25 protein-coding genes are annotated in these 23,989 nt (G+C 36.9%); 13 read left to right on the top strand and 12 right to left on the bottom strand.

The window, feature by feature from the left end; genetic code table 11:
• Window positions 1-1,031 precede the first annotated feature (1,031 nt).
• The 3 genes from N7Z68_RS04440 to N7Z68_RS04430 all read right to left on the bottom strand — a co-directional run bounded on the left by N7Z68_RS04440 (window position 1,032) and on the right by N7Z68_RS04430 (window position 3,038).
• The gene (locus tag N7Z68_RS04440; protein ID WP_275117252.1) at window positions 1,032-1,778 is read right to left on the bottom strand and encodes a YjbA family protein; all 747 of its coding nucleotides are present in this window, start codon (window positions 1,776-1,778) and stop codon (window positions 1,032-1,034) included.
• A 101-nt stretch (window positions 1,779-1,879) separates the two neighbouring features.
• Window positions 1,880-2,095, bottom strand: a complete 216-nt coding sequence (locus tag N7Z68_RS04435) for a YuzI family membrane protein (RefSeq protein ID WP_275117251.1) — start codon at window positions 2,093-2,095, stop codon at window positions 1,880-1,882.
• 109 nt (window positions 2,096-2,204) lie between these two features.
• Window positions 2,205-3,038: a DUF2268 domain-containing putative Zn-dependent protease gene (locus tag N7Z68_RS04430; RefSeq protein WP_275117250.1), complete on the bottom strand. Its 834-nt coding sequence runs from the start codon at window positions 3,036-3,038 to the stop codon at window positions 2,205-2,207.
• Window positions 3,039-3,169: 131 nt separating this feature from the next.
• Between N7Z68_RS04430 and N7Z68_RS04425 the strand changes: the two genes are divergently transcribed.
• Window positions 3,170-3,445 (top strand): hypothetical protein, encoded by a 276-nt coding sequence (locus N7Z68_RS04425; RefSeq protein ID WP_275117249.1) that lies wholly within the window; start codon window positions 3,170-3,172, stop codon window positions 3,443-3,445.
• Window positions 3,446-3,464: 19 nt separating this feature from the next.
• Here the strand turns inward: N7Z68_RS04425 and N7Z68_RS04420 are convergent, their stop codons facing one another.
• Complete coding sequence (locus N7Z68_RS04420; protein ID WP_275117248.1) at window positions 3,465-4,349, bottom strand: diacylglycerol/lipid kinase family protein; 885 nt, start codon at window positions 4,347-4,349, stop codon at window positions 3,465-3,467.
• 528 nt (window positions 4,350-4,877) lie between these two features.
• On the opposite strand from N7Z68_RS04420, the gene N7Z68_RS04415 reads away from it, so the two are divergent.
• Together N7Z68_RS04415 and N7Z68_RS04410 are read left to right on the top strand one after the other, a co-directional pair.
• Window positions 4,878-5,246, top strand: coding sequence for a Na-translocating system protein MpsC family protein (locus N7Z68_RS04415; protein ID WP_275117247.1), 369 nt, complete (start codon window positions 4,878-4,880; stop codon window positions 5,244-5,246).
• A 141-nt stretch (window positions 5,247-5,387) separates the two neighbouring features.
• Window positions 5,388-6,398 carry a sodium-dependent bicarbonate transport family permease gene (locus N7Z68_RS04410; protein WP_275117246.1) on the top strand — a complete coding sequence of 337 codons (1,011 nt, stop codon included), beginning with the start codon at window positions 5,388-5,390 and terminating at the stop codon, window positions 6,396-6,398.
• 260 nt (window positions 6,399-6,658) lie between these two features.
• On the opposite strand, the gene N7Z68_RS04405 is transcribed toward N7Z68_RS04410, so the two are convergent.
• Window positions 6,659-7,729, bottom strand: a complete 1,071-nt coding sequence (locus tag N7Z68_RS04405) for a D-alanyl-D-alanine carboxypeptidase family protein (protein ID WP_275117245.1) — start codon at window positions 7,727-7,729, stop codon at window positions 6,659-6,661.
• Between the two features lie 141 nt (window positions 7,730-7,870).
• Window positions 7,871-8,683, bottom strand: coding sequence for a CAP domain-containing protein (locus tag N7Z68_RS04400; protein WP_275117244.1), 813 nt, complete (start codon window positions 8,681-8,683; stop codon window positions 7,871-7,873).
• Window positions 8,684-9,050: 367 nt separating this feature from the next.
• Here N7Z68_RS04400 and N7Z68_RS04395 point away from each other — a divergent pair, with 367 nt between their 5' ends.
• Complete coding sequence (locus N7Z68_RS04395) at window positions 9,051-9,644, top strand: cell wall hydrolase (protein ID WP_275117243.1); 594 nt, start codon at window positions 9,051-9,053, stop codon at window positions 9,642-9,644.
• Between the two features lie 52 nt (window positions 9,645-9,696).
• Here the strand turns inward: N7Z68_RS04395 and N7Z68_RS04390 are convergent, their stop codons facing one another.
• Together N7Z68_RS04390 and N7Z68_RS04385 are read right to left on the bottom strand one after the other, a co-directional pair.
• Window positions 9,697-11,295, bottom strand: coding sequence for an aspartate:alanine exchanger family transporter (locus N7Z68_RS04390; RefSeq protein WP_275117242.1), 1,599 nt, complete (start codon window positions 11,293-11,295; stop codon window positions 9,697-9,699).
• A 174-nt stretch (window positions 11,296-11,469) separates the two neighbouring features.
• Window positions 11,470-11,808 (bottom strand): DUF3221 domain-containing protein, encoded by a 339-nt coding sequence (locus tag N7Z68_RS04385; protein ID WP_275117241.1) that lies wholly within the window; start codon window positions 11,806-11,808, stop codon window positions 11,470-11,472.
• Between the two features lie 153 nt (window positions 11,809-11,961).
• On the opposite strand from N7Z68_RS04385, the gene N7Z68_RS04380 reads away from it, so the two are divergent.
• From N7Z68_RS04380 to N7Z68_RS04350, 7 genes are all read left to right on the top strand, one after another.
• On the top strand, window positions 11,962-12,861 hold the full coding sequence (locus tag N7Z68_RS04380; RefSeq protein ID WP_275117240.1) for an ABC transporter ATP-binding protein: 900 nt from the start codon (window positions 11,962-11,964) through the stop codon (window positions 12,859-12,861).
• Window positions 12,854-13,684 (top strand): ABC transporter permease subunit, encoded by an 831-nt coding sequence (locus N7Z68_RS04375; RefSeq protein WP_275117239.1) that lies wholly within the window; start codon window positions 12,854-12,856, stop codon window positions 13,682-13,684. Before N7Z68_RS04380 ends, N7Z68_RS04375 begins: the two co-directional genes overlap by 8 nt.
• A gap of 98 nt (window positions 13,685-13,782) precedes the next feature.
• Window positions 13,783-14,433 carry a hypothetical protein gene (locus N7Z68_RS04370; RefSeq protein WP_275117238.1) on the top strand — a complete coding sequence of 217 codons (651 nt, stop codon included), beginning with the start codon at window positions 13,783-13,785 and terminating at the stop codon, window positions 14,431-14,433.
• Window positions 14,434-14,481: 48 nt separating this feature from the next.
• Window positions 14,482-17,055, top strand: coding sequence for a CBS domain-containing protein (locus N7Z68_RS04365; RefSeq protein ID WP_275117237.1), 2,574 nt, complete (start codon window positions 14,482-14,484; stop codon window positions 17,053-17,055).
• A 75-nt stretch (window positions 17,056-17,130) separates the two neighbouring features.
• Window positions 17,131-17,661 carry an RNA polymerase sigma factor SigY gene (sigY, locus tag N7Z68_RS04360; RefSeq protein WP_275117236.1) on the top strand — a complete coding sequence of 177 codons (531 nt, stop codon included), beginning with the start codon at window positions 17,131-17,133 and terminating at the stop codon, window positions 17,659-17,661.
• Window positions 17,648-17,983 carry a YxlC family protein gene (locus N7Z68_RS04355; protein WP_275117235.1) on the top strand — a complete coding sequence of 112 codons (336 nt, stop codon included), beginning with the start codon at window positions 17,648-17,650 and terminating at the stop codon, window positions 17,981-17,983. The genes sigY and N7Z68_RS04355 overlap by 14 nt, the downstream gene beginning before the upstream one ends.
• Complete coding sequence (locus N7Z68_RS04350) at window positions 17,980-18,195, top strand: sigmaY antisigma factor component (protein ID WP_275117234.1); 216 nt, start codon at window positions 17,980-17,982, stop codon at window positions 18,193-18,195. The genes N7Z68_RS04355 and N7Z68_RS04350 overlap by 4 nt, the downstream gene beginning before the upstream one ends.
• Window positions 18,196-18,219: 24 nt before the next feature.
• Here the strand turns inward: N7Z68_RS04350 and N7Z68_RS04345 are convergent, their stop codons facing one another.
• Window positions 18,220-19,506, bottom strand: coding sequence for an acetyl-CoA hydrolase/transferase family protein (locus N7Z68_RS04345; RefSeq protein ID WP_275117233.1), 1,287 nt, complete (start codon window positions 19,504-19,506; stop codon window positions 18,220-18,222).
• 219 nt (window positions 19,507-19,725) lie between these two features.
• On the opposite strand from N7Z68_RS04345, the gene N7Z68_RS04340 reads away from it, so the two are divergent.
• On the top strand, window positions 19,726-20,715 hold the full coding sequence (locus N7Z68_RS04340; protein ID WP_275117232.1) for an LCP family protein: 990 nt from the start codon (window positions 19,726-19,728) through the stop codon (window positions 20,713-20,715).
• 68 nt (window positions 20,716-20,783) lie between these two features.
• Here the strand turns inward: N7Z68_RS04340 and fabF are convergent, their stop codons facing one another.
• Window positions 20,784-22,022 carry a beta-ketoacyl-ACP synthase II gene (fabF, locus tag N7Z68_RS04335; RefSeq protein WP_275117231.1) on the bottom strand — a complete coding sequence of 413 codons (1,239 nt, stop codon included), beginning with the start codon at window positions 22,020-22,022 and terminating at the stop codon, window positions 20,784-20,786.
• Window positions 22,023-22,080: 58 nt separating this feature from the next.
• A complete protein-coding gene (locus N7Z68_RS04330) occupies window positions 22,081-23,013 on the bottom strand; it encodes a beta-ketoacyl-ACP synthase III (RefSeq protein WP_275117364.1) in 933 nt (310 codons plus the stop codon).
• Window positions 23,014-23,274: 261 nt separating this feature from the next.
• On the opposite strand from N7Z68_RS04330, the gene N7Z68_RS04325 reads away from it, so the two are divergent.
• Window positions 23,275-23,568, top strand: a complete 294-nt coding sequence (locus N7Z68_RS04325) for a hypothetical protein (RefSeq protein WP_275117230.1) — start codon at window positions 23,275-23,277, stop codon at window positions 23,566-23,568.
• 102 nt (window positions 23,569-23,670) lie between these two features.
• Here N7Z68_RS04325 and N7Z68_RS04320 read toward each other — a convergent pair whose 3' ends face one another.
• Entirely contained in the window at window positions 23,671-23,952 is a 282-nt protein-coding gene (locus N7Z68_RS04320) for a penicillin-binding protein (RefSeq protein WP_275117229.1), read from the bottom strand.
• Window positions 23,953-23,989 lie beyond the last annotated feature (37 nt).

Genomic DNA, 23,989 nt, shown 5'->3' with positions numbered 1-23,989 from the left:
TTGTTTTCTTATAGAGGATGTTCAAAAAGTTTGTCCTCCTTTTTGAACACGCACTTATAATGTATGATTGCATTAATATCCTTTTTGCTTCTTCCAAATCGCACCAACTAAGAAAGAAACTCCAAATGTTCCAACTACTACTACAACTGTAAGAAGTTGCATTAGAAAGTGTACAAATCCATCCACGACTATCCCTCCTACAAAAGATTTAGAACATCCATACACAGTTCTATAGAGATCTACTATTATATTATAGAGAACAAAAACTATCGTGTAAATGTCTGAAAGAACGTTTCCAAAAATGCTCACAATTTAAGTGAAATTTAGGTTCATTGATAAAACTGATAAAAATCCCGGGTTAGGAGCAATAACCTACTGGTAAAAACCTGGTTACCTATTAAATCTTAATCCGGCTCCATTTTTACAACATTAGAAAAAAATGAGGATATAAGTTGCTAGTTCCAGCTATTTTTTACATAATTAGTAATATCTGGGTTTATAAACGCTCTTTCTGACCTGCTTTTTACAGGATTAGGAAAATCCGGGGTTATAAACGCTCTTTCTGACCCGCTTTTTACAGGATTAGGAAAATTCGGGGTTATAAACGCTCTTTCCGGCCCACTTTTTACAGGATTAGGAAGATCCGGGGTTATAAACGCTCTTTCCGGCCCCCTTTTTACAGGATTAGGAAGATCCGGGGTTATAAACGCTCTTTCTGACCCGCTTTTTACAGGATTAGGAAAATCAGGGTTTATAAACGCTCTTTCCGGCCCACTTTTTACAGAATTAGGAAGATTTGGGTTTATAAACGCTCTTTCCGGCCCGCTTTTACAGGATTAGGAAGAATTGATCCAGTCCGCTCTCTTTCTGTACCACTTCTTACAAGATTACCCAAGAAGTGTTCAGTCTCAGCTTGTTCAGTACTAATTATTTTATCATCTTAGAAGTCAGTTTCGCTCATGCTGTCCTCAATATCTTAGTTTGAACTAAAAAAGGAGAACAAAGTGTCCTCCTTTTTACTTTATGTAACATTACTTTACGCTTTCACCATGCTCAAGCTCCCACAGTTTTTCAAAGAAGGGTTGTCCTTTCACAATAGCCTCGCAAAGATGATAGTGTCTCTGTGACCAGCCGTTTCTCACTTCTTCAAAAAGGCCTTCCCAAACTTCTTCGAAACTCATTGCTTGAATTTCCATGTATTTTGCAGGTTCCCACTCCGTAAACCAGTATCTAATTTCAGCTGCATTTCCAGTCGAATAGAGTTGATCGAGTGCCATAAAAAGCAATTGCTTTAATTGACGTTCTTTCCTCGTCAATCCTCTCATCTCTTCAGGATTAGGAGATAAGATATGGTACTCTTTTTGAAATTCAACATCCTCAAGATCATATACTTCCATAGTTTCTGACTCAATTAATTCTAAGACGATTTGTTCTTGTCTAGGTGTTAGTCTGCTTTTACGGATCGGTGTTTTATATCCGATCGTATCGACTGCGATAATACGTTCTCCATCAGTTGCTATAAAGCAATAATCAAGTTGAATACGCGACATATTTTTTCTCAGATAACTTTTTCGATGGACGTCTTCTAACAAATTTTCTGGTAAATCTGCAAGATTATTTTCAATGTAACTAAATAATTGTTGAGATACCTTGACAACAATCGCTTGATCTAGCACTTCAATCCTGTCATCAGTTCTCCATTCATAAAAATCACACACATTGTAACCATTTTCTTCACCTTCGAACCAATTAATCCAAACATCCCGAATGTGGACCAACAAAATCGCCCCCTCACGTATATGTGCTTGTACCATCAGTATAGTCAGAGGTTAGGCAATTTATTCCACAAGTACTATATTCATTCCAAATAAAAATTATGCTACTTTTTTCGATGGGTTGGCCAATATATAGATAAGGTAATGATAATTGCACCGATGATTACCATATAAAGTTCAATTCTTGTTGAAATAAAACGGAGATACGTCACGAAATCATATCCAGCGGTTAATAAATTTAAATATGCAAGTAAACTGACTCCACCAGCTACAGCCAAGCCAAATCCGACTAATAAAGAAAACACCCTAAAAATTCGCATCTCCTCCCTTCTTCTAATAGGTGCTCGTCCGTACCGTACCTAACTGTTCTCTTTTTTATATTGGCTGTTAATAGAAAAAACCCTCTTTACAAACTAAAAAGAGGGCAACTTAATCTTTGAAAACGGAATGTTTTAAGATTATTTCTGAGTCTAGTGAAAGTAACTTTTGTATACTATCCGGTTTCTGTTCCATCATCGAGCGGACCATTTCAAAGCCCATAGCATACCCCGACCATAAAGGGATACCTAAAGACTCGCTTCCGAATAGAAATGGACGGTGATAATGCTTACCTTTAACTCGGATTCTTTCTTTATAGAAATGATCCCATAAGGACTGGAGCTTTTCTTTCGTGAATTGATTGTGCCATTTTCCAAGTGCTCGTTCCCCGCATATTACTTTGACCGCATATTCAGCCATTCCTTCGATAATGAGAGAGTCAAGTAACGTTAATTCAGGTTCTCGTTTGCTTAAGTGCATTAAACGACAACTATGGTTATATTCATGTGTAAGAAGTGTTCTAAGATCAAAATGATTCGTTTTGGTCGTTACAAACAATATCACTTTATCTTGAAACCCAATGCCCATTTTTCCGCCTAAATCGTTCATAATAACTTCATTAGCTTCATTGCCTGGTAAGAGAATGACTTTGACGTCTGGCCCTTCCCATTCTTGTTTCAGTTCAAGATATACTTTTTGAACATATGCCCACATTTTTAGTTTTTTCATGTGCATATAAATTGACTTCACGTCTTGATCTGGTGAAAACATCCCCTGTTCAAGTAACGAACGGTGAAGACTGTGAAGAGGCAGATCATAAAAATGACGTGAAACTGGTTCAATGATCGTTTCCATTTGAACATTCCAGTTATTGTATCTATAAGAAGCTTTGCTTGATGCTTCAATAAACCCTTTAATCCATCGGTCAGTTGCAACTGTTCCCATATAAACTCTTCCTTTCTTCACATTACCATTGTATGCATTCACTTAAAGCTTGCGAAGGTGTTTGCCCTAAAACTATTGACATCATCTACATCTTATGTAAAAAAAGAAAGTAAGTGAAAGGAGATCCGTATATGAAAACAGAGCGAGAAAAACAATTCGAAAAATACTATAGACAAATAGAAGCGATTGAAGAAAGTATAAAAAACTTAAACGAACAAGCCGAGCATCTAGGAATTGAAACCCGCTTTATTCCTTATAAGTTATTTAAAGAACAAGTTGAACAGCTTGAAGAAATCCAAACCTATTTCAATGAAGTAAAAATGGCTCCAGACCAAAATACGTCTGAAGCCATCCTTACCATTTCTTTAAAGCAATTTCATCAATTTATTCAAGGTTTAAAGTCTTAAATCGCCTGCTTTTATTAAGTTAGACGATATCTAAGACATCTTTTTTTACTGTAACTTCTATAGGGGTTTCCCCAATGATTTCACCATCCCCATGGATAATCACGGGAATATCAGAAATGACTTTTATATTTTTTCCTTTTAAAACCGTTACCGCAGGATGATTAATATGCTGGCCTAGAAAAACTTTAGGGAAGATTTGCAGGATCTTAAACTTTGAGACGTTATTCACGATACATACATCAAAAACTCCATCATCACTTATCGCATGAGGACAAATGTACATCCCGCCGCCATAGTATGGTAAATTAGCCACGGCGATTAACCAGACTTTTTCATATTCATATGTGACATCGTCAAGCTCTACTGTAACTTTTGTTGGTTTATATTTAAATAATAGTTTTAATACGATAATTAAATAAATAAACTTTCCAAGTCCGAGACTATTTAATATTTTTTTTGATTTAGACTCATTAGCTAACTGTGCGACTTTTCCATCAAAGCCGATGCCAATGACTGTCATACATATACGTTCTCCAATATGGAGTATATCAATTTTTTTCTTCTCACCAGATAGTATTCTTTCAAGTGCATGTTCAAAATTTTTAGGAATAGACATTGAACGAGCATAGTCATTGCCCGTCCCTGCTGGAATAATTCCTAATGGAATTTTCTTGTGTTGTAGCCCATTCACTACTTCATGTACCGTTCCATCTCCACCTACAACAACAACTGCCGTTACTGAGTCAGGGTTTATTGATCTAACAATTTCGGCTGCATGAGCCTTATCACTGGTCAGATGGGCCTTAAAGTTAACTTTTTTATTACGTAATATTTTTTCAATCGATTTCCAAACGATCTCCCCTCTTCCATTTCCAGAAATAGGGTTAACAATAAATACATACATGACGTCACGCTCCCGACAATACCAAACTAGACACACCGTAAATAAACGTTCAACTATATAGTTATAATTTTATTTCCATTTTTTCCGTATACATGTTATTTATTCGAAACTTTACGGTATATACGTATAAACTTTGTATTAAAAATAAAAAAGCCTTGCAGAAAAAAACTTAAAAACCATCTTTAAAATTGAAACTCAAAATCAAAATCAACCTATTACATATAAAGATACCATAAAGTCTTTTAATTTCACTGTAAATTTTGGTATAAAAAGTTTTTATTGACACTTTTTCGCCATAGGCTATATAATGAAATTAACTGAAAATTTTAAACCGAATTGTTTAAAATACTTGCTTATTTTTCATAAAGGGTTAGCAGTGCATCGCTGTGAGTATTTCGCAGAGGTGAAATGAGAACCTACGTGTTAAAGATAAGTAATGGTTCGAAATAATCGGTATATTTCTTTTTAAAGAGATATACCGTTTTTTTACGTAATTTTTGCTATACTTAGGAGATGGAGGTGGGTGCTATGAGTAAGAAGAAAGGACTTCTTGAATCTGAGATTAGCAAAACATTAACGCAATGGGAAAAAGAATACTTAGGTAGAGGTTCTGTTCAAGTTAAAACTGACATTCTAAGAAATCTACTAATTATTCAACTACAAGGTATTCTAACACCTGCTGAACAAGCGTTAACACAATCTGAAACGGGTATGTTAGCCGTCAAACGCAATCGATCAGAACTGATAGAAACGGGAAGTGCTGACTTAAAAAAGATCATTCATGAAATAACAGGTGTCGAAGCTAGGTGCTTCCATACCGATATAAGCACTAGAAGCGGTGAGCGAATCATCGTGTTTACTTTGGCTGAAGACTTAGAAGCCAAACTAGATCAATAATTTAATATTTTGGGAGATTTATTTCAATATCAATTGATACGGAAATGATAGACCAGCCTGTATGTTGAAACCTACAAGGCTGGTCTTTTTCTGTTTAAATAGTTGCCCTAAATCATGAAACAGTAAGGAGTGAAGAACATCATGTTACAAATGGTTATAGAAAATTTACTAAACCCGGCTGTACTCTTCTTTGTCCTCGGTATGGTAGCGGTTGCCCTTGGCTCTAATTTCACGTTTCCTAAAGCTCTTGGGGAAACATTGAGTTTATATTTATTAATTGCGATTGGTTTAAAAGGCGGGATTGAACTTTCACAGTTTTCAATTACAGAAGTTACGAAGCCAATACTAGGTACAATATTTTTAGGTACTCTTACTCCGATCCTTACTTTAATTTACTTAAGAAAAGTTGTTAAACTGGATACCAAAAATGCAATCGCTTTAGCTGCGACTTATGGATCTGTAAGTATTGTTACATATGGTGCAGCTGCAGCTTTTCTAGAAAACCGAGCAGTCAATTATGAAGCGTTTATGAATGCTATGGTTGTGTTAATGGAAATACCTGCAATTTTAATAGCACTTGTTTTACTTGAATTTTTAAAGGGTCGAAATACTGAAGAAGCATCGGTTCGTAAAGTTGGTATTGTTGCACCTTCCTTTTCGTTTAAGTTAAGCAAAGAGCAACTACGTGAATGTTTCTTAGGTAAAAGTATTTTGTTGCTAGCGGGAAGTTTAGTCATTGGGATGATCATTGGATTAGACGGAAAACCGTTAATTCAACCTCTATTTATTGATTTGTACCCAAGTATGCTGACATTGTTCCTATTAAATATGGGTCTTATCGCTGGACAGCGGTTAGCCGTTGTTCGTAAACATGGCTTAAAATTACTTTCTTTTGCTATATTCATGCCGATTATTTATGGAGTTTTAGGTGTATTTGTAGGAATGGCTTGTGGTTTATCAGTTGGTGGAGCAACACTTATGGGCGTATTGGCAGCAAGTGCCTCTTATATTGCAGCACCAGCAGCTATGAGCACATCGGTTCCAGATGCAAATCCTTCGATTTATTTAGGGTTAGCACTCGGGATTACATTCCCATTCAACTTAACTTTAGGTATCCCTATCTTTTACTCAATTGCACAGTGGTTATACTAAACTGAAAATATTGCGTAAAAGTATCAATTACTGAAAAACACCCTTTTCTGCCTGCAAGCTTTTAAGTAAAGGGGATCATTTTGGAAACTAGAACCATCCAAGAAAACGCATCGCCCAAATTTCTTCAGCAAAAAGACTTGAGATTTTGTATCTCAAGTCTTTTTGCAATTTATCCTGTTGGTTAGATCGAGCGTGGATTTACTTTTTACTTTACATTGTTTCTGGAGCTTAATTCCCAGCAACCTTAGTCTTTGCTTTACTCACCGGCGTTCTATACTTGCTAAAAACTCGGGAGTTCTTTTCGCAACTTGCTCTTCCATTCTTTGTAAACCACGAATTCCTACTAATTGATTATTTTTTCCTACTACTTTTAAATACCCATAAATACTTACATCTAAAAATAGTGCATCGCCTTTTTTCACCGTTACATACAGATCATCAGCTAACGTATACTTGCTTCCAAAAGGATCTTGAAATACTTGATCTTTGGCAATAAGCTTCGTGTCAAAGTTATCAAATCCATAATCAAATAACCGGTGCATATCACGATACGCATGTTTAGATGACGGTGCATTTAATGTAACTGCGATTAATTCTGTTTCTCCTTGCTGAACAGAAGTAACTAGCGTGTAACCTGATTTTTGAACATAACCATTTTTTATTCCAGTAGCTCCTTCATAATTCCAGAGCATCCGGTTATGATTATAAATCGTTGTTTCCCAACCTTCGCCGATCCAAGGCAACTCTTTCGTACTGACAATTTCTCGGAACGTATCATTTTTCATCGCATATTTGGCGATCTTCGCCATATCGTATGCAGTCGTGTAATGTTCCTCATCGAATAAACCATGCGGGTTAGTGAAATTCGTGTTATCTACTCCAACTTTTTCGCGCACAAATTGGTTCATTTTCCTTGCAAAGTTCATTTCATTTTCTGAAATGTGTTCAGCTATAGCTAATCCCGCATCATTTCCTGAACTTATTAAAAGGCCTTGGACGAGCTTTTTTAACTCGACTTCTTCTCCTTCTAACAGGTATACACGGGTGCCAATTACTTCACGTGCGTTTTTACTTATAGTAACAGTATCAGATAAATCAGCTTGCTCTATCGCAAGAATACCGGTAATAATTTTTGTAATGCTGGCAGGATACATTTGCTGCTCACTATTTTTTTCATAAAGTACTTTACCAGACTTTCCATCTATTAATATAACAGCCTCACTAAAAAGATCTTCCGAGAAATCAACTTTAACAGAAGCGTTAACTGTTCCATTTCCTAATAAGTATAAAGATATATATAAGATCAACACACCACTAATTTTCCTTAGCATACATTCCCTCCTTTTACCTAAGTTTTAGTATAGTAAAAAAAAAGAGATTTTTGTGTTAATTTATGATGACACTTTGATTACAACAAAAGAAGACTGACTCATAAATGTCAGCCTTCTAAACTATTTTTACTTACTATATTGTCATCCCTTAAATAATTGAACGAACATTTTCCCATACGGTCCGCCATTAATAATCCCAATTCCTACTTCAGTATATTGATGGTTTAGGATGTTAGCTCGGTGTCCGCTTGAGTTCATTAATGCTCGGTGTGCGGCCTCTACCGTTTGATTTCCAGCTAAATTTTCTCCTGCTGTTCTATATGAAACGCCATAGTGTTGTAACATATCAAAAGGAGAGCCGTATGTCGGTGACTGATGAGCAAAGTAATTGTGATCAATCATATCTTGTGCCTTTACGCGTGCAACCTTCGTCAGATCTGTATTTACCTTTAAAGCAGGCAGCCCGACTTTAGCACGTTCTTCATTAACTAAGTTGACCATTTGTTGTTCCTCAGCTGTAATTCCTGATTGGACTTGTTCACTTGATTGAGTCGGCTGCGATTGATTAGTTTGTTGTGTTGTCGGTGTATTCACTTTAGATTGATCAGGTTTGGCCTCTTTTGGTTGTTCCCTTTCCGGTTGCTCAACTTTTATCGTCTCTTTTGACGGGTCTGTATCGTTTTGATTTTGTTGAAGCGGTTCTCTTTTAACAGGTTCCACTTTTACATTTGGATATGTCGCTTGAATTCTTTCTATTATCGATTGAAGGTCTCGATTCGATTTAAGGTCTTTTAATAGATTATCAAATAGCTCTTGATTCATAGTATTAGAGTAAACTTGAACCTGATAGTTAGTTGTTCCTTTTGTTTGCTTCTCAGTAGAAGCATATGCACCTGTTGCAAACAAGCTTGTCATTAGAAGGGCTGCAAATGATGTTGTTAGTATTTTTTTCACTGTAATTCCTCCATTTACTTTGTTTTAGACGAAGAGCCTTCGACTACTTCAATGTAGCATATAAAAAGGTAAAGTCGATGTCACCTTTTCCCATTTTTACGGATTTCATAATTTCCCACAGTGCTATCATTCTATATAAATAAAAGAATTCCCTGTACTTTCAATGTTTTTGTTTCTCTCAGTTTTCTGAAACTTTAGAGACAATTACACAATTGGTAATAGATTCGTAATATTACTCTCAAACACTTGTCCTATAAAGGTTTTTTAAGAGGTCTCCACCAATTGGAAAAGATCTCCTAAGGTAATTGACTCTAATTCTTGTTAGCCTATGTTGAGAGCTTGCTAGAACAAGAGGAGGAATTACAACATGAAAAAAAGAATTTGGTTATCTAGTTTTATCGTTACTGTTACTTTATTAGTATTTGGGTTTACATCAACTGCAGATGCAAATTCAACTCACACCGTACGATCTGGAGAAAGTTTATGGACGATTGGAAACCATTATGGTGTTCCTATCACTTCTATTAAAAGAGCAAACAATAAGACTTCAAATACGATTTTTGCTGGAGAAAGATTAACGATCCCTGCCAGTGTTTCTGCTAGTGATAGAGATTTAATGGCACGCTTAGTTCGTGCTGAAGCTGAAGGTGAACCGTATGCGGGGAAAGTCGCAGTTGCAACTGTTGTATTAAATCGTGTAGATCATAAAGATTTCCCTAACACTGTTCGTGGCGTTATTAACGAAGTTTCTAATGGACATTACGCGTTCTCACCGGTACAAAACGGACGAATTAATCGAGCAGCTGACGCTCAATCTATTCGTGCTGTTAATGAAGCTTTAGCATTCAGAGGACAAGGCTCAGGGTCTCTATTCTTCTATAATCCACGTATCGCAACAAACCATTGGATTGCTACTCGTCAGCATACAATAACAATTGGTAATCACGTATTTGCAAGATAAGCGATTATAAAGGCGCATTGGATTTATTTTTCCTCCAATGCGCCTGTACCTATTATAAGAAAAAGATAATTAACTGAGATGCAATTGCAACAAATATAAGTGCAAAAGGATACGCTGCTGCATAAGCTATCGCAGGGTCATTAGAGTCAATGAGTTGATTGACAGCACCTAACCCTGGAGTGCTTGTCATTCCTCCGCAAAGAGCACCTAACGAATGGATAACACTTAACTTAAATAAGCTTCTCGCAATAAAATAGCCTAAAATGATCGGAGTTAATGTAATCACAGTTCCCCCTAATACAAGTCTTAGCCCTTCGGTTTGAATGACTTCTACTAGGCCTTGTCCCGCAGTTGTTCCAGCCCCCGCTAAAAACAGGACGAGCCCAAGATCCCGTATGACGGCATTAGCAGGTTCATAATACCGTGCTTGTATCGGTCCTAACTTACCGAAGTGTCCAATGATCAACGCAACAAATAACGGACCACCCGCAACACCTAGTGTAATCGTACCTAGACCAGGTAGATAAAATGGTATCATTCCGACTAAAATACCGAGGATTAAAATAATACTTAGAGAAAAAATATGTACGTTTGTAACTGTTAATCTTCTTCTAGTGAATAGCTTTTCAACATTATCTAATCGATCCTCACTACTTACGATTGTTAAGACGTCTCCACGTTCTAAACGCATTCTTGGACTTTGGTTAAGCTCAATCCCGTTCCGCTCAATACGAGTAACAGTGATACCATAATCTCTGCGTAAGCGTAATTCTCTTATACTTTTCCCAACCAGATCATCCGATGCAACCATGACTTTACGAAGTTTAATATTATCTGCATTGCTAAGATCTATCTCTACTTTTTTACCTACATGTTGACAGAACTTTTCAAGGTCTGTTTTTTCCCCTACCGTAACGAGTTTATCTCCTGTTAATAAAACGGTATCGTTAAGCGCAATAATTGTTCGTTGGTTACGAATTACACGACTAATCACAACAGAACTAACTTTTGGAAACTTCAATTCACTTAATGTTTTTTTATTAATTTGCGTATTAGTGACTTCTATGGTCATTACTTCAGGAGATTTATTATTACGAACTGGATTATTAGCCTCATTTAAATCTTGAACAAGATCAATTTTTTTTAATCTTGGTAATAACTGAACAAATAACACAACTGCTAAAACACCAAAAGGATAGGCAATCCCGTACCCAACTGAAGCAAGTGGGTCATTGGTTGCTTGAAGGGCAGCTGCCAGTCCCGGGGTACTTGTTAAAGCGCCTGTCATTAAACCTACACTTAGTGCTGGTGACAGATTAAATACTTTTGATACGATAATTGTTGTTATTACAGAAACGAAGACAACCAGTAAAGCGATTATCCCGAATATCAAGCCATTTGTACGCATCATTCTAAAAAAACGAGGTCCTGCTTGTAGACCTACAGCAACAATAAATAAACTAAGTCCAAAATTTTGGACAACCTGTGACACCTCATATCCAAAGTGACCAAATACCATCGCTACAAGAAGCACTCCTGCTGTTCCTAAACGCAAACCTTTTATACTTAATTGCCCAAACCATGATCCTAAGAATAATATAACAAACAATAATAGCAGTGGTTCTTGAAGCAATGCAGCGACGAATGTCATTTTAATTTCCTCCAACTATGTTCCATGATGAAATAAAGATCTAATCCAATCCCTTATGTTTACTTTATACTGGAAGAATGTATTTTTTATGAATTTCTGCAAACTAATCTCTTTAGTGCTTATCTAATTAGTAATATATCAATAGATTAACGCTTCCATTTTTATTCTTCTTTATTATTTATCCAATTTTGTAATACTAACCGCTTTAGATTGTCCAGGGTATGATTCTAGAACAATGTCATATTCTACTGCTACTTTATCTCCTACGTATAAATTTTCAAATAACTCTTGGTCCTCAACCTCAAACCAAATCGCTTCATATCCTTGGTTAAGTACTTCATCTAAATCAAGTGAATCAAGTTGATCTTTCGTCACATTTTCAATCACCAATATCCGATTTCCCTCTTTTTCTACAATTAATCCTGTCATTACGGACATGTTGGTCTCTTCACTTTGCCCGCAGCCGACGAATAGCAAGGCGATAACAAGAAATAATGACCATAGCTTTTTCATGGAAAACACTCCTTCATTCAATTCCTTTAATATATTTGACGTATTCACTTATAGCAAAGTTACAAGTCATCGTAAAAAATTTTCGTTTGCAGTGAACGTTTTGACCCCTGTGATCGTATTAGTTGTACATAAGATATAGGTGGTGAATAATTTATGATTTTAGTTGAACAGTTAAATAAAACATTTGGAACTCACAAGGTAATAGAGAACATAAGCTTTTCTATTGCGAAGGGGCAAATTGTTGGCCTGATTGGCCCCAATGGTTCCGGTAAAACAACATTAATCCGCTTAATGAACGGTATTATTAGTACGAATGGCGGCGTGATACAAATTAACGGCTTCTCTCCAAATGAAAATGGTGATGACGTCCGATCCTTTTGTGGGACAATGACAGAAAATGCCGGTTTGTATGAAGAGATGACAGGACGTGCTAACTTAATATTTTTTGCTTCTCTCTATCCAAATGTAGATCAGAAAAGGATAGAAGAATTAATTCATCTTTTTCATTTGGAGCCTTTTATTGATCGTAAAGTTGGAACGTATAGTACAGGGATGAAAAAGCGGCTTGGTCTAGCAAAAGTTCTACTTCATCGGCCGAAGATCTTATTTCTTGATGAGCCAACAAATGGACTCGATCCAGATGGTATTCGTCTCGTTCTTTCCTATCTAAAACGATTAAATCAAGAGGAAAATACGACCATTGTCATTTGCTCTCACGTCCTTGAACAGTTGGAAACCGTTTGTGACCGTTATATTTTTATTGAAGAAGGTAAAAAAATTGAAGAAGGCACAAAACAACAGTTGGAGAAAAAGTACCTACACGAAATTCAGTTAAAGCTTACCGGTGATTTTCCGCTTTCTTTGCTAACGGACTTACAAATTCCATTTACTAAAGAAATCGACGGAATTCAAGTTTCCCTTCCTGACCTTGAAACCGTCTCTCAAGTCTTAAAACAAATTACTGATCGAGGAAAGCTGTATTCTGCTGAAATATTAAACAATAATCTAGAATCATTGTACTTTACAATTAGAAGGAGTAATCGCCATGAATAAACAAGCGATGTGGTCCATTGCCATTAAAGATATGAGAGCTATTACGTCAAACATTCAAATCTGGTTACCGATGCTTATTGTTCCGCTCATTTTGGGCGTTGTCCTTCCTAGCGCCTTACTGATCACGGCTAGATTTTTTGATTTATCCATGGTTGGAAACACAGATATGATTGTAAACGTTATTCAGGACCTTCCTGAAGGAGGGTTAAGAGAATCACTTGAAGTCCTCCCTACTCTCAACCACCAACTCATTTATTTTTTCATGCTCTATGGATTTACACCATTTTTTATGCTCATTCCAGCAATGGCTTCAAGTGTGATTTCAGCTAATAGTTTTGTCGGTGAAAAAGAACGCAAAACATTAGAAAGTTTACTTTTTGCCCCAATCTCAATGAAAACTATATTTATTGGAAAAATACTATCAGCGTTTATTCCTGCTGTGGCTATTACTTTTTTTACAGCCATCTTATATGGTATCGTTACAAATATCATTGCCTATCCTTTGTTTGATCAGATGATTTTTCCTACGTGGGAATGGGTTATTCTAATTATTTGGATTACACCATTACTAAGTTTACTAGTCATTTTGTTTAATATTATTATCTCAGCTAAAGTAAAAGGGTATCAAGAAGCGTATCAGCTTGGCAGTATCATTGTTCTTCCGATTGTTGCACTAGTCGTCAGCCAATTAACAGGGTTACTTTTTTTGAGTAATTTTGTTTTGTTATTCATCGGTTTTATCATACTAATCTTAAACATCGTCTTTTTGCAATTAGCGACTAAATGGAATGATCGATTTCGTTTATCTGAACAACAAATTTAAGGAGCTGTCCCTCGCAGCTCCTTAAGTTTTCTCATTTTTTTCTTTTTTGCTTCAACGATTGCCCCAATATTTCGATAAAATGAATAGAGGGGGAGAAAATGATGAACCGAATTACAAGAATTTCTTCTTTACGTGCTAATCGAATTCGTGCAAACTACGTGAATCGAATGAGTGCACAACATGTTAGTAAGATAGAACCGTTAGCACCTGTCGAAAAAGGGAAAAATAACAGTGAACAACCTTCAGAGAATTATCTAGATTCGTATGACCGTTACTATGAAAAGCTCAATGAGCTAAAGAAGGAGTTTAAAACTTTTTATCATCGTGAACAAGAGTTACTTGCTGCAATAAACGACCTGGATAGTCATCAACAAAAGATTGTTAAACATACAGATAATTTAATTTCAAAGTATAACCAGGCACTCAAAGCCCTCTATTCTTTCGATCAAGCGGTCAGCGGCCAGCATGTCATAAATGTCCGACAAACGTTACAAACATTTCACTTGGAAATGAAGCAGTTAGGAATTAAAGAAGATGAATTAGGTTATCTATATTTTGAGCCTAAAAGGTTTGTAAACTTTATTCGAAACGATGAGTCTAACTTTGAAGAATTACTTATTCAATTCAGACAGTTGATCATCGAAAGTTATAAATCATTGACCAAAATTCGCATAAATAATGAACAGAACAACCCTTACGAAGCGAAACCATTCGAATATAAAGGTCTCATCATTGAAGAAGAGACTTAATATGCCCATTTGGTAGCATAGATTTCCAATTCCGGGGAGGATAAACCATTGCAAATCATTATTTCACACGTAAATACAGATTTTGATGCTTTAGCATCGATGCTAGCCGCTAAGAAGCTTTATCCAAATGCAAAACTAGTCGTTTCTGATAAACAAAATGCTGCCGTCAATCAATTTTTAGCGATATACCGTGATAGTATCGACTTAATTCAAGATCATCTCATCGACTGGTCCGACGTTACAGAGCTGATTTTAGTAGACGTTGCTTCACTAGAGAGAACAGGAAATTATGCAAATGAGCTCAATACAGAAAATGTCCAAATTACAGTCTATGATCATCATCCGCCTCAAGATGATGATGTTAAAAGCCTGAATGGTTCAATTGAACTGGTTGGCGCAACAGTAACTTTATTAATTGAAGAAATAAGAAAACGATCGTTACCTGTTTCTTCTTTTGAAGCGACTGTTTTTGGTTTAGGTATTTATACAGACACAGGGTCATTTACTTATTCGAACACGACTTCAAGAGACCTGGCAGCAGCAAGCTTCCTAATGGATCAAGGAATGAATTTAGAAATCATTCAACGCTTTTCGGATCAAATGTTATTTCAACAACAACAAGAAATATTTAACCAACTCCTTTTGCAGTCTACGGAATATGAAATGGACGGCTTAAACATTATAGTCAGTTCCTATCAACAGAAAAAGTTTCAAGGCGGCTTATCAACACTAACGAGAAAGTTATTAGAAACTACTGGTGCTGACGCTGTTCTAACGATTGTTGAAATGCAAAAGCGAGTTTATATCGTTGGAAGAGCCAGCTCTGACCGAATTAACTTTCTTCCTCTCGTTACCGAATGGGGTGGCGGCGGACACGAAAAAGCAGCATCAGCAACACTAAAGAAAGTAGATTTAGATGCTGTCGTTCCACAAGTCATCAGCAAATTGGAACAAATACTCAAGCCCGCTATTACAGCTCGTGTTATCATGGCAAGTCCTGTTAAATCAATTCCTCCAGAAATGACGATCGAAGAAGCTGCGAACTTGATGTACCGGTATGGACATACGGGTTTTCCGATTGTAAAAGACGACGAACTAGTTGGCATTATCTCTCGTCGTGATTTAGATAAAGCAACACATCATGGTTTAGGACACGCACCTGTCAAAGCATATATGAGTTCTAAAGTGATTTCTATTCACCCTGATACTTCTTTAGAAGAGATTCAGACGATCATGATAAAGCATGATGTCGGTCGATTACCTGTTGTCGATCAAGGAAAACTAGTTGGAATATTATCGCGTACAAACGTCATTGAAATTTTACATAATCAAGCGTTAAAAGAAGACTTACAGCAATCTGCGATCAATGAATTGCACAACAACTTGCGGGCAAAAATGAAAAATCAATTACCAGAAGCAGTGTTTCAATTATTAAAAGAAATTGGGACTACAGCTACAAATTCGAATACTTCGGTTTTTTTAATTGGCGGTATCGTTCGAGATATCATTTTAGGCCGTCCAAACGACGATATCGATATTGTTGTAGAAGGAGACGGCATCGGCTTCTCTCATCAATTAGTTAAGGACTACGGTGGTGAAGTCAAAACACATGAAGACTTTGGAACTGCAACCTGGACTCACCCAACAGGACTTAAAATCGATATAACTTCTTCAAGACTCGAGTATTATGACCATCCAGCTGCCTTACCTGACGTTGAGCACTCAACATTAAAGGAAGATTTATACCGTCGGGATTTTACGATTAATGCGATGGCTATCTGTTTAGATCAAAAAAAGTTTGGTCATCTCGTTGATCCGTTTCAAGGCAAAACACACCTTGAAGAGAAAACGATTAAAGTCTTATATAATTTAAGTTTTATTGAAGACCCGACTCGAATTTTACGAGCTGCTCGTTTTGAAACCCGTTTTCAATTTTCAATGGACGACCATACGAAAGAGTTAGCACTCATATCAATAGATAAAATGAAGGCTCTATCAGCAACTAGAATTAACCATGAATTGGAAAAGCTTTTTACTGAAGATTATCCTTCACAGGCTCTAAAGCGACTATTCGAGCTTCAGTTTTGGCAGCAATTCGGCATCCAAGGATCTCATCTAACCCAGTGCTTTACGCACGGTCAACGGCTAGAGGAATTTTACAAGAACAAGCATTCCTATAAAACACTTGACCAGAAACCAAGTTGGTTTATGTACTTCTTAATCCCGTTTTACTATGAAAACGACCTAAAAGGCGCTCAACGTTTTGCTCTAACAAAAAAGGATAATAAATTGCTGAAAGAAATTTCAGATTTAAAGGCCCAGGATCCTTGGAAACACTCTTCTGATATGGGTGAACTGCACCAACTGCTCAAACCTTATTCGGCGGAGTCTATCGTATTTTTTATTACAAATGAACTTCGAGACGATGAACGTGTTTTAAACTATTTACAAGCCCGTGAAAATCTTCCAACTTATTTAACAGGCGAAGATTTGAAAAACTCAGGCCTTAAACCAGGTCCCTTATTCTCATCTGTACTATTAGACCTGGAAATCGCCGTTTTAAATGATCAAGTTCAAACTAAGGAACAAGCATTCAAATGGCTTCATGAAAAAATAAAATGAACGAAACGAACTTGTTATTCGTATAAGAAGTAAAACAACTTGTTTTCTTTCCGAATTCAAAAAGGAGCACCTTTCATGGGAGAAGACCAATTAATTAAAGAAGCTAAGAAAGGCAATAAAAAGGCTCTAGCTATGCTTTTACAACAACACTACTCTTTTTTAAAGCATTATTTGATCAAAGTGACATTGCAACCTGCTCTCGCAGAGGACCTCACCCAAGAAACGATGATTAAATGCATTGAAAAAATACATCAATATAATGGAAAAGCAAAATTTTCAACTTGGCTCATCCAAATTGGAACTAACCTATTTATTGATTCCGTGCGAAAAAAAAAGACAGAAAACAAATGGTTAAAAGAACAGCAATATGGTGAACTCATGAAAAAATCCTACACCGTTCAAGATACGAATTGGCTTGAAACAATAGAACAATTGTATCAATTGTCCGAGGAATTCCGTGTTCCAATTATTTTGAAACATTATTATGGCTATTCGTACGAAGAAATCAGCCGTCTTCTTTCTATCCCGGAAGGTACGGTAAAATCAAGAGTTCATAGTGCTCTTCAACAGCTTAGGAAGGAGTTGAGTAAAGATGAAACACCCTAATAATAATAAAGAATTAGAGCAGTTTGAAAAAGATGTGCGTAATTCGTTATTAAAGCTTGAACACAATGTCGACGTTACTCCACCTTCTATTCTTGAACTTGAACAGCTCGTTGAAACCGTACAGTCTGAGCAAAAGAAAAAGCTCTATCAAGAGTTACTCCTTTTTTGGGGAATTGCTCTTGTCATCGTGTCGTGCGCTTTATGGGGTTATGCCAACTTCTTTTTTATTACCTTTCTTGGACAAATAGCAATTATTGTTTGTGTATCCGGCTATTTCTTCTATCGGTTGAAACCTCCCCTAAGAAAGGGGATTCAAAAATGAATGATTTACAAGACTTGACGATTTACCATTGGCTCTTAATCGCTGCTTTACTGATCATTCAAAGTACGTGGTTATTTATCGATGCTAGAAAACGAGGCCATAATCGCTGGTTTTGGGGGATTTGGGGCCTAATGAATACACCTCTTCCTTTAATTGTATATTTAGTATGGTCGAGAATTTTCGTTAAAAAACTTCCTATAAGAAGAGGCTGATTCAATATCAGCCTCTAATTTCTTTTAAAGTAAAAAGCCCATCTTCTTTGCTTCAAAAGTTAATTCCTCTCTGAATTTCGGATGAGCGATATTAATTAAATTTTGAGTTCGTTCACGAATCGTTTTTCCTCTTAATTTTGCAACTCCAAACTCTGTCACTACATAATCGACATCATTTTTTGAAGTCGTCACAACTGCACCTCTTGGTAAGGTTGGAACAATCTTTGAAATCTCACCATTTTTAGCAGTAGAGTGTAAACAAATAACGCCGCGTCCTTCTTTCGCCATTCTAGCTCCAATCCCAAAATCCCCTTGACCACCTGTCGATGAATAATAGCGTCCACCAATTGTTTCTGAATTACATTGACCAAGAAAATCTACTTCAACAGTTGCATTGATCGTAACCATTCGGTCAATACTCGCAATATGACGTACATCATTCGTTTCATCAACTGGCAGCATAAAAACATCTTTGTTTTCATGCATGAAATCATACAGTCGTTTTGTACCATACGCAAAAGTTGCTGTCATCTTCCCAGGAGCAAGTGGATTTGAGCGATTCGTCACTGCCCCGCTTTCAAAAAGGTCTACAACTTGGTCTGGGATCATTTCTGTAAATATCGTTAAATCTTGATACGCTTTAAGGTCGTTCATAATCGCATTAGGAATTGCACCAAATCCAATTTGTAATGTATCACCATTTTTTATTAAGTCCGCAATCGAGTTACCAATAATTTTATCTTCATCACGAAGTGGAATTGTTGGTGTTTCAGGTAACGGTTGATGATTTTCATAAATGGCATCAACATGACTGATATGAATTTGATTTTTTCCGAATGTTCTTGGCATCTGTTCATTAACTTCTACAATTATTGTTGAATTTCCATTAATTAGATAAGGAATATAATCACAATTCGTTCCAAGTGAAAAATACCCGTTTTCATCCATTGGTGATGTTGTAACCATTAACACACGGTTAGTTGTCATTTCATTTAAAATATATGGTAAATCTGAAAAATGATTTGGTAACAGATCAATCTCATGATCATAAAAGGCTCTTCGTTCGTCCTTGTTTAAAAACATCGAAACAATTTTTACTTTGTTTTTATCTACATTTAATACCGGCCTTAAAGAAAGCATTTGAAATAAACGATTTCCGTCTAAGTGCTCTGCTCTTGGCAGTGAATCTAATAAACCCGGTGGTTCTCCAACAGCTAAAGGGACAATGATATCAGCTTTTGGCTGAATGACAGCGATTGCCTCATCACTCGATGCTTTCCGTTTCTGTTCATACATGTTAGTAATATTCATAAATCCTCCAACAACTCACATAAAAAATTTTTAATACGTAATGAAAATCAACAAATACTATAATTACTTCAGAGTTATTACTTTACTGAACAAAGAACTTACCGTCAATTTAATTGAAATTAGTTTTATTATTTCGTTTTTACTCAATTGTTATTATTGTTTCACTTTTTTATTCTTCCTATTGAACACATCCACATGAAAGGAGGGCGCGTGCAGTATATGAGCTCACGTTTGGATGAACGAAATCGAAAGAAACGTTATAAACGGAAAAGAAGGTTTGCAATTATTACTTCACTTTCTTTCCTCCTATTAATTGGATTTTTGGCTTATGGAAAAATTGGTTATGAAACAGCAAGAAAACATTCCTTGCAAACATTAGAAGAAACATCAACAATTGACCCAAAAATAGAGAACGAACCCATTATTTTTCAAGCGGAACAACAAAAGAAAAATGAACCCATCCATATCTTATTGATTGGAGTAGATAAGCCTGTAGGAGATCGTTCAAGAACGGATACAATTATGATTGCTCAATATCATCCTAATAACGGTACTGTAAAAATAGCTTCCATTATGCGAGACAGTTATGTTAAGATCCCTGAATATCAGGATAATAAAATAAATGCCTCATTTTTTCTTGGTGGACCAGAATTATTACGGAGAACAATTAAGGAGAATTTTGACATAGACCTTCATTATTATGCGATGGTTAATTTCGAAGGATTTGAACGTGTCGTCGATACAATTGCTCCACAAGGTGTTGAGATTAACGTAGAAAATAGAATGGTTAAGTCATCAATGAAAATGGATTTTCAACCTGGAACGCATACTGTCCACGGAAAAGATGTGTTAAAATATGTTCGCTTTCGTGATGACAGTGAAAATGACTTTGGACGAGTGCGCAGGCAGCAAGAGGTTTTGTCTTTATTGAAAGATGAGATCTCAACCATTCGGGGTGTTACAAAAATTCCACAGTTATTCGGATCGGTTGAACCATATATCGATACGAACCTTAATACAAGAAAAATGTTAAGTCTTAGTAAAGACTTTTTTCTCAATCCCGTTGGTGACATAGAAACATTAACGATACCTGTTGAGAACAGTTTCAATGACAAGCGATACTCGCACGCTGGCCTCGTCTTAGAACTAGATATAGAAAAGAATAAAGAAGCTCTACATGACTTTTTTGACTTCAATCACGATGAATGAAAACATAATCTATAAAAAATGGTAGCAGGTCCTTTAGTCAACTAAAGGTACCTGCTACCGGTTCGGTTTTATTCAGCGTATTTTTTTAGAACGATACACGCATTGTGTCCGCCAAAGCCTAAGGAGTTACTAATCGCTGCTCTAACTTCGGTTTTTCTTGCCTCATTTGGTACGTAATCTAAATCACATTCTGGGTCTGGTGTTTCATAATTGATCGTTGGAGGAATAATACTTTCCGCAATTGCTTTTGCTGTAAGAATAGCCTCTACAGCACCAGCTGCACCTAAGAGATGACCAGTCATTGATTTTGTTGAACTAATGGCAAGGTTTTGAGCATGGTCCCCAAATACTGTCTTTATTGCCATCGTTTCAAACTTATCATTATATGGTGTACTTGTACCATGTGCGTTCATATAATCAAAATCCTCTGGTTGAAGACCTGCGTCCTCAATCGCTTGACGCATAGCTCTTACACCGCCTTCACCTTCTGGAGCAGGCGCTGTCACATGGTAGGCATCACCGGTTGCCCCGTAACCAACAATTTCAGCATAAATTTTAGCCCCGCGTTGTTGTGCCGATTCAAGGGATTCTAAAATTAAGATACCCGCGCCTTCACCCATAACAAATCCGTCACGGTTTAAGTCAAAAGGTCTTGAAGCAGTCTTCGGATCTTCACTTGTTGAAATCGCTTTTGCCGCACTAAACCCTGCTACAGCCATATCTGTAATTGGCGCTTCTGCCCCGCCTGTTATCATAAAATCAGCATCTCCACGCTGAATGACTTTAAATGCATCTCCTATTGAGTTCGTACCCGAAGCACAAGCCGTTACGGTACAAGAATTAATGCCTTTTGCACCTGTAACAATCGAAACTTGTCCTGATGCCATGTCTGGGATCATCATTGGAACGAAAAATGGACTAACACGGCGGTAGCCTTTCTCCTCAAATGTACGAAATTGTTGTTCATACGTTTCCATACCGCCGATACCCGAACCAATCCATACGCCTACTCGCGGTGCGATTTCATCTGTAATTTTTAAATCTGCATCTTCAAGTGCCATTAACGAAGCTGCAACTGCAAATTGAGTAAAACGGTCCATCTTACGAGCTTCTTTTTTATCCATGAATTGAGTAGGATCAAAGTCAGAGACTTCCGCTGCTACTTTCATAGGGAATTTTGATGCATCTACCCGTGTTAGTGGTCCAACCCCTGATACACCAGAAATCGCATTATCCCACATTGTCGCAACATCACAACCAATGGGTGAAACTGTTCCTAAACCTGTAATTACTACTCGTCTTTTCATTTTCTTCTCTCTCTCCTTTAATAACGTCATTTAGTACGTATATTCAAAATCTGAAAGATTATCGACCCCAACGGATTGCGACTGCTCCCCATACAAGACCAGCACCAAACCCAACCAGGACTACTACATTATCATCCTTAATTTTACCAGCTTTCAATTCTTCTACAAGTGCGATTGGAATAGACGAAGATGACGTATTTCCATATTTATTGACTGTGACTGACATTTTTTCGATTGGAAGTTCTAACCTTTCTCTAGAAGCTTCCATAATACGAATATTAGCTTGATGTGGGACTAAGAAGTCAACATCTTCTTTCGTTAATCCCGCTTTTTCTAATACTCTCAATGAAGATTCACCCATTTGACGAACAGCAAATTTAAATACTTCCCGTCCATTCATATGAATGTATTCTTTTTGATGAATGTGCATGGCTCCACTGCCATCAGCACCTAGCTCAAACGACAAAATACCTCTGCCTTCTGAAACAGGTCCTAACACTGCAGCTCCTGCACCATCACCGAAAAGCACAGCTGTATTTCGATCTGACATGTCAGTAACCTTCGATAACTTTTCTACCCCTACAACAAGTATATGCTTGTACGCTTCTGTTTGGATAAATTGTTGTGCCGTAACAATTCCATATATAAATCCAGCACAAGCTGCACTAATATCCATAGCTGCAGCGTTTTTTGCACCTAATTGTTCTTGAATCATTGCCGAAACAGAAGGAAATGGCATATCAGGAGTTACCGTTGCTACTAAAATTAAATCAATTTCTTCCGGTGTCACACCAGAGTCCTCAATCGCTTCTTTGGCAGCTTCAAGTGCCATATGAGAAGTGTTCATTTCTTCAGAAGCAAAACGTCTTTCTTCAATGCCTGTTCTTGTTTTGATCCATTCATCCGTTGTATCCAGAATTTTTTCAAGATCTGCATTCGTCATGACACGGTCGCCAACAAAACTGCCCATACCTAATATTCCAGCATTTATTTCTTTTCCCATTTTCCTTCCCCCTTAACAGATGGCAAACGTATATTCACATTTTCATTTTATATCAATTATTATGACCTAGTACTAATTTTATCTCAAAAATATGGTGATGTCTATAATTCTTATACACTACATCTAAGGAAAAGGGCGTTTGCACTAAACACTATTCATTATGTACTAGCATATTTATTACTATAAGGGGATGTTCAATAAAATTAGGAATTGTTTGTATGGATTTCTTAGGTAAGGAGGAATTTCAGAATGGAACAAAATAAAAAAGCACCTGAACCCCAAGGTGATTTCTTTGATCAGCTTATGTTTGGGCCACCACCAGGGTCAATGACAGAGAACGAACAACAAGTAGCTCCGGAAAACGACGAGTCACCTAACCCAGAATTATCTGATTCAACTAATCCCAATACTGAGCAAATGTCCAATCAAGAAACTAGTCAATTAGAACATATCATCCAAATTGCTCAAGTGGTCGGTCCATATCTCTCAAAACTTTCACCCATGCTTTCAAATCTTCAATCCTTTTTCTCAAATAAAAAATAAGAAAAGGCTGACGCTAAAGTGTCGTGTCCCTCAGCTTAACTACCTTCTGAGGGACATGACACTTTTTAATAGCGCCAGCCTTTTACTCTAATTATTTATTTATTACCAGAAACCCCCGCCGAATTGTCCGCCAGGGCCGTATTGTGGACCGAAACCAGGACCGTACTGTGGACCGTAACTTGGGCCAAATTGTGGGCCGTATTGTGGTCCAAAGCCAGGGCCATATTGTGGACCATAATGAGGACCGGCAAAACCACCACCGCCTAATCCACCAAATAAGAAAGGACTTACTGCTAATCCAGCTAAAAACGGCAGTACAGGGAAATGACGATGGTGACCATGACCATACCCTGAACCATCTCTATACATCGGATAGTAGTTCATGAGACAAAACTCCTTCTTGTGTGTTTTCACTACTTAT

Source organism: Alkalihalobacterium chitinilyticum, from assembly GCF_029028005.1.
Taxonomy (GTDB): Bacteria; Bacillota; Bacilli; order Bacillales; family Bacillaceae_F; genus Alkalihalobacterium; species Alkalihalobacterium chitinilyticum.
This window is presented reverse-complemented; position numbering and strand designations above follow the sequence as displayed.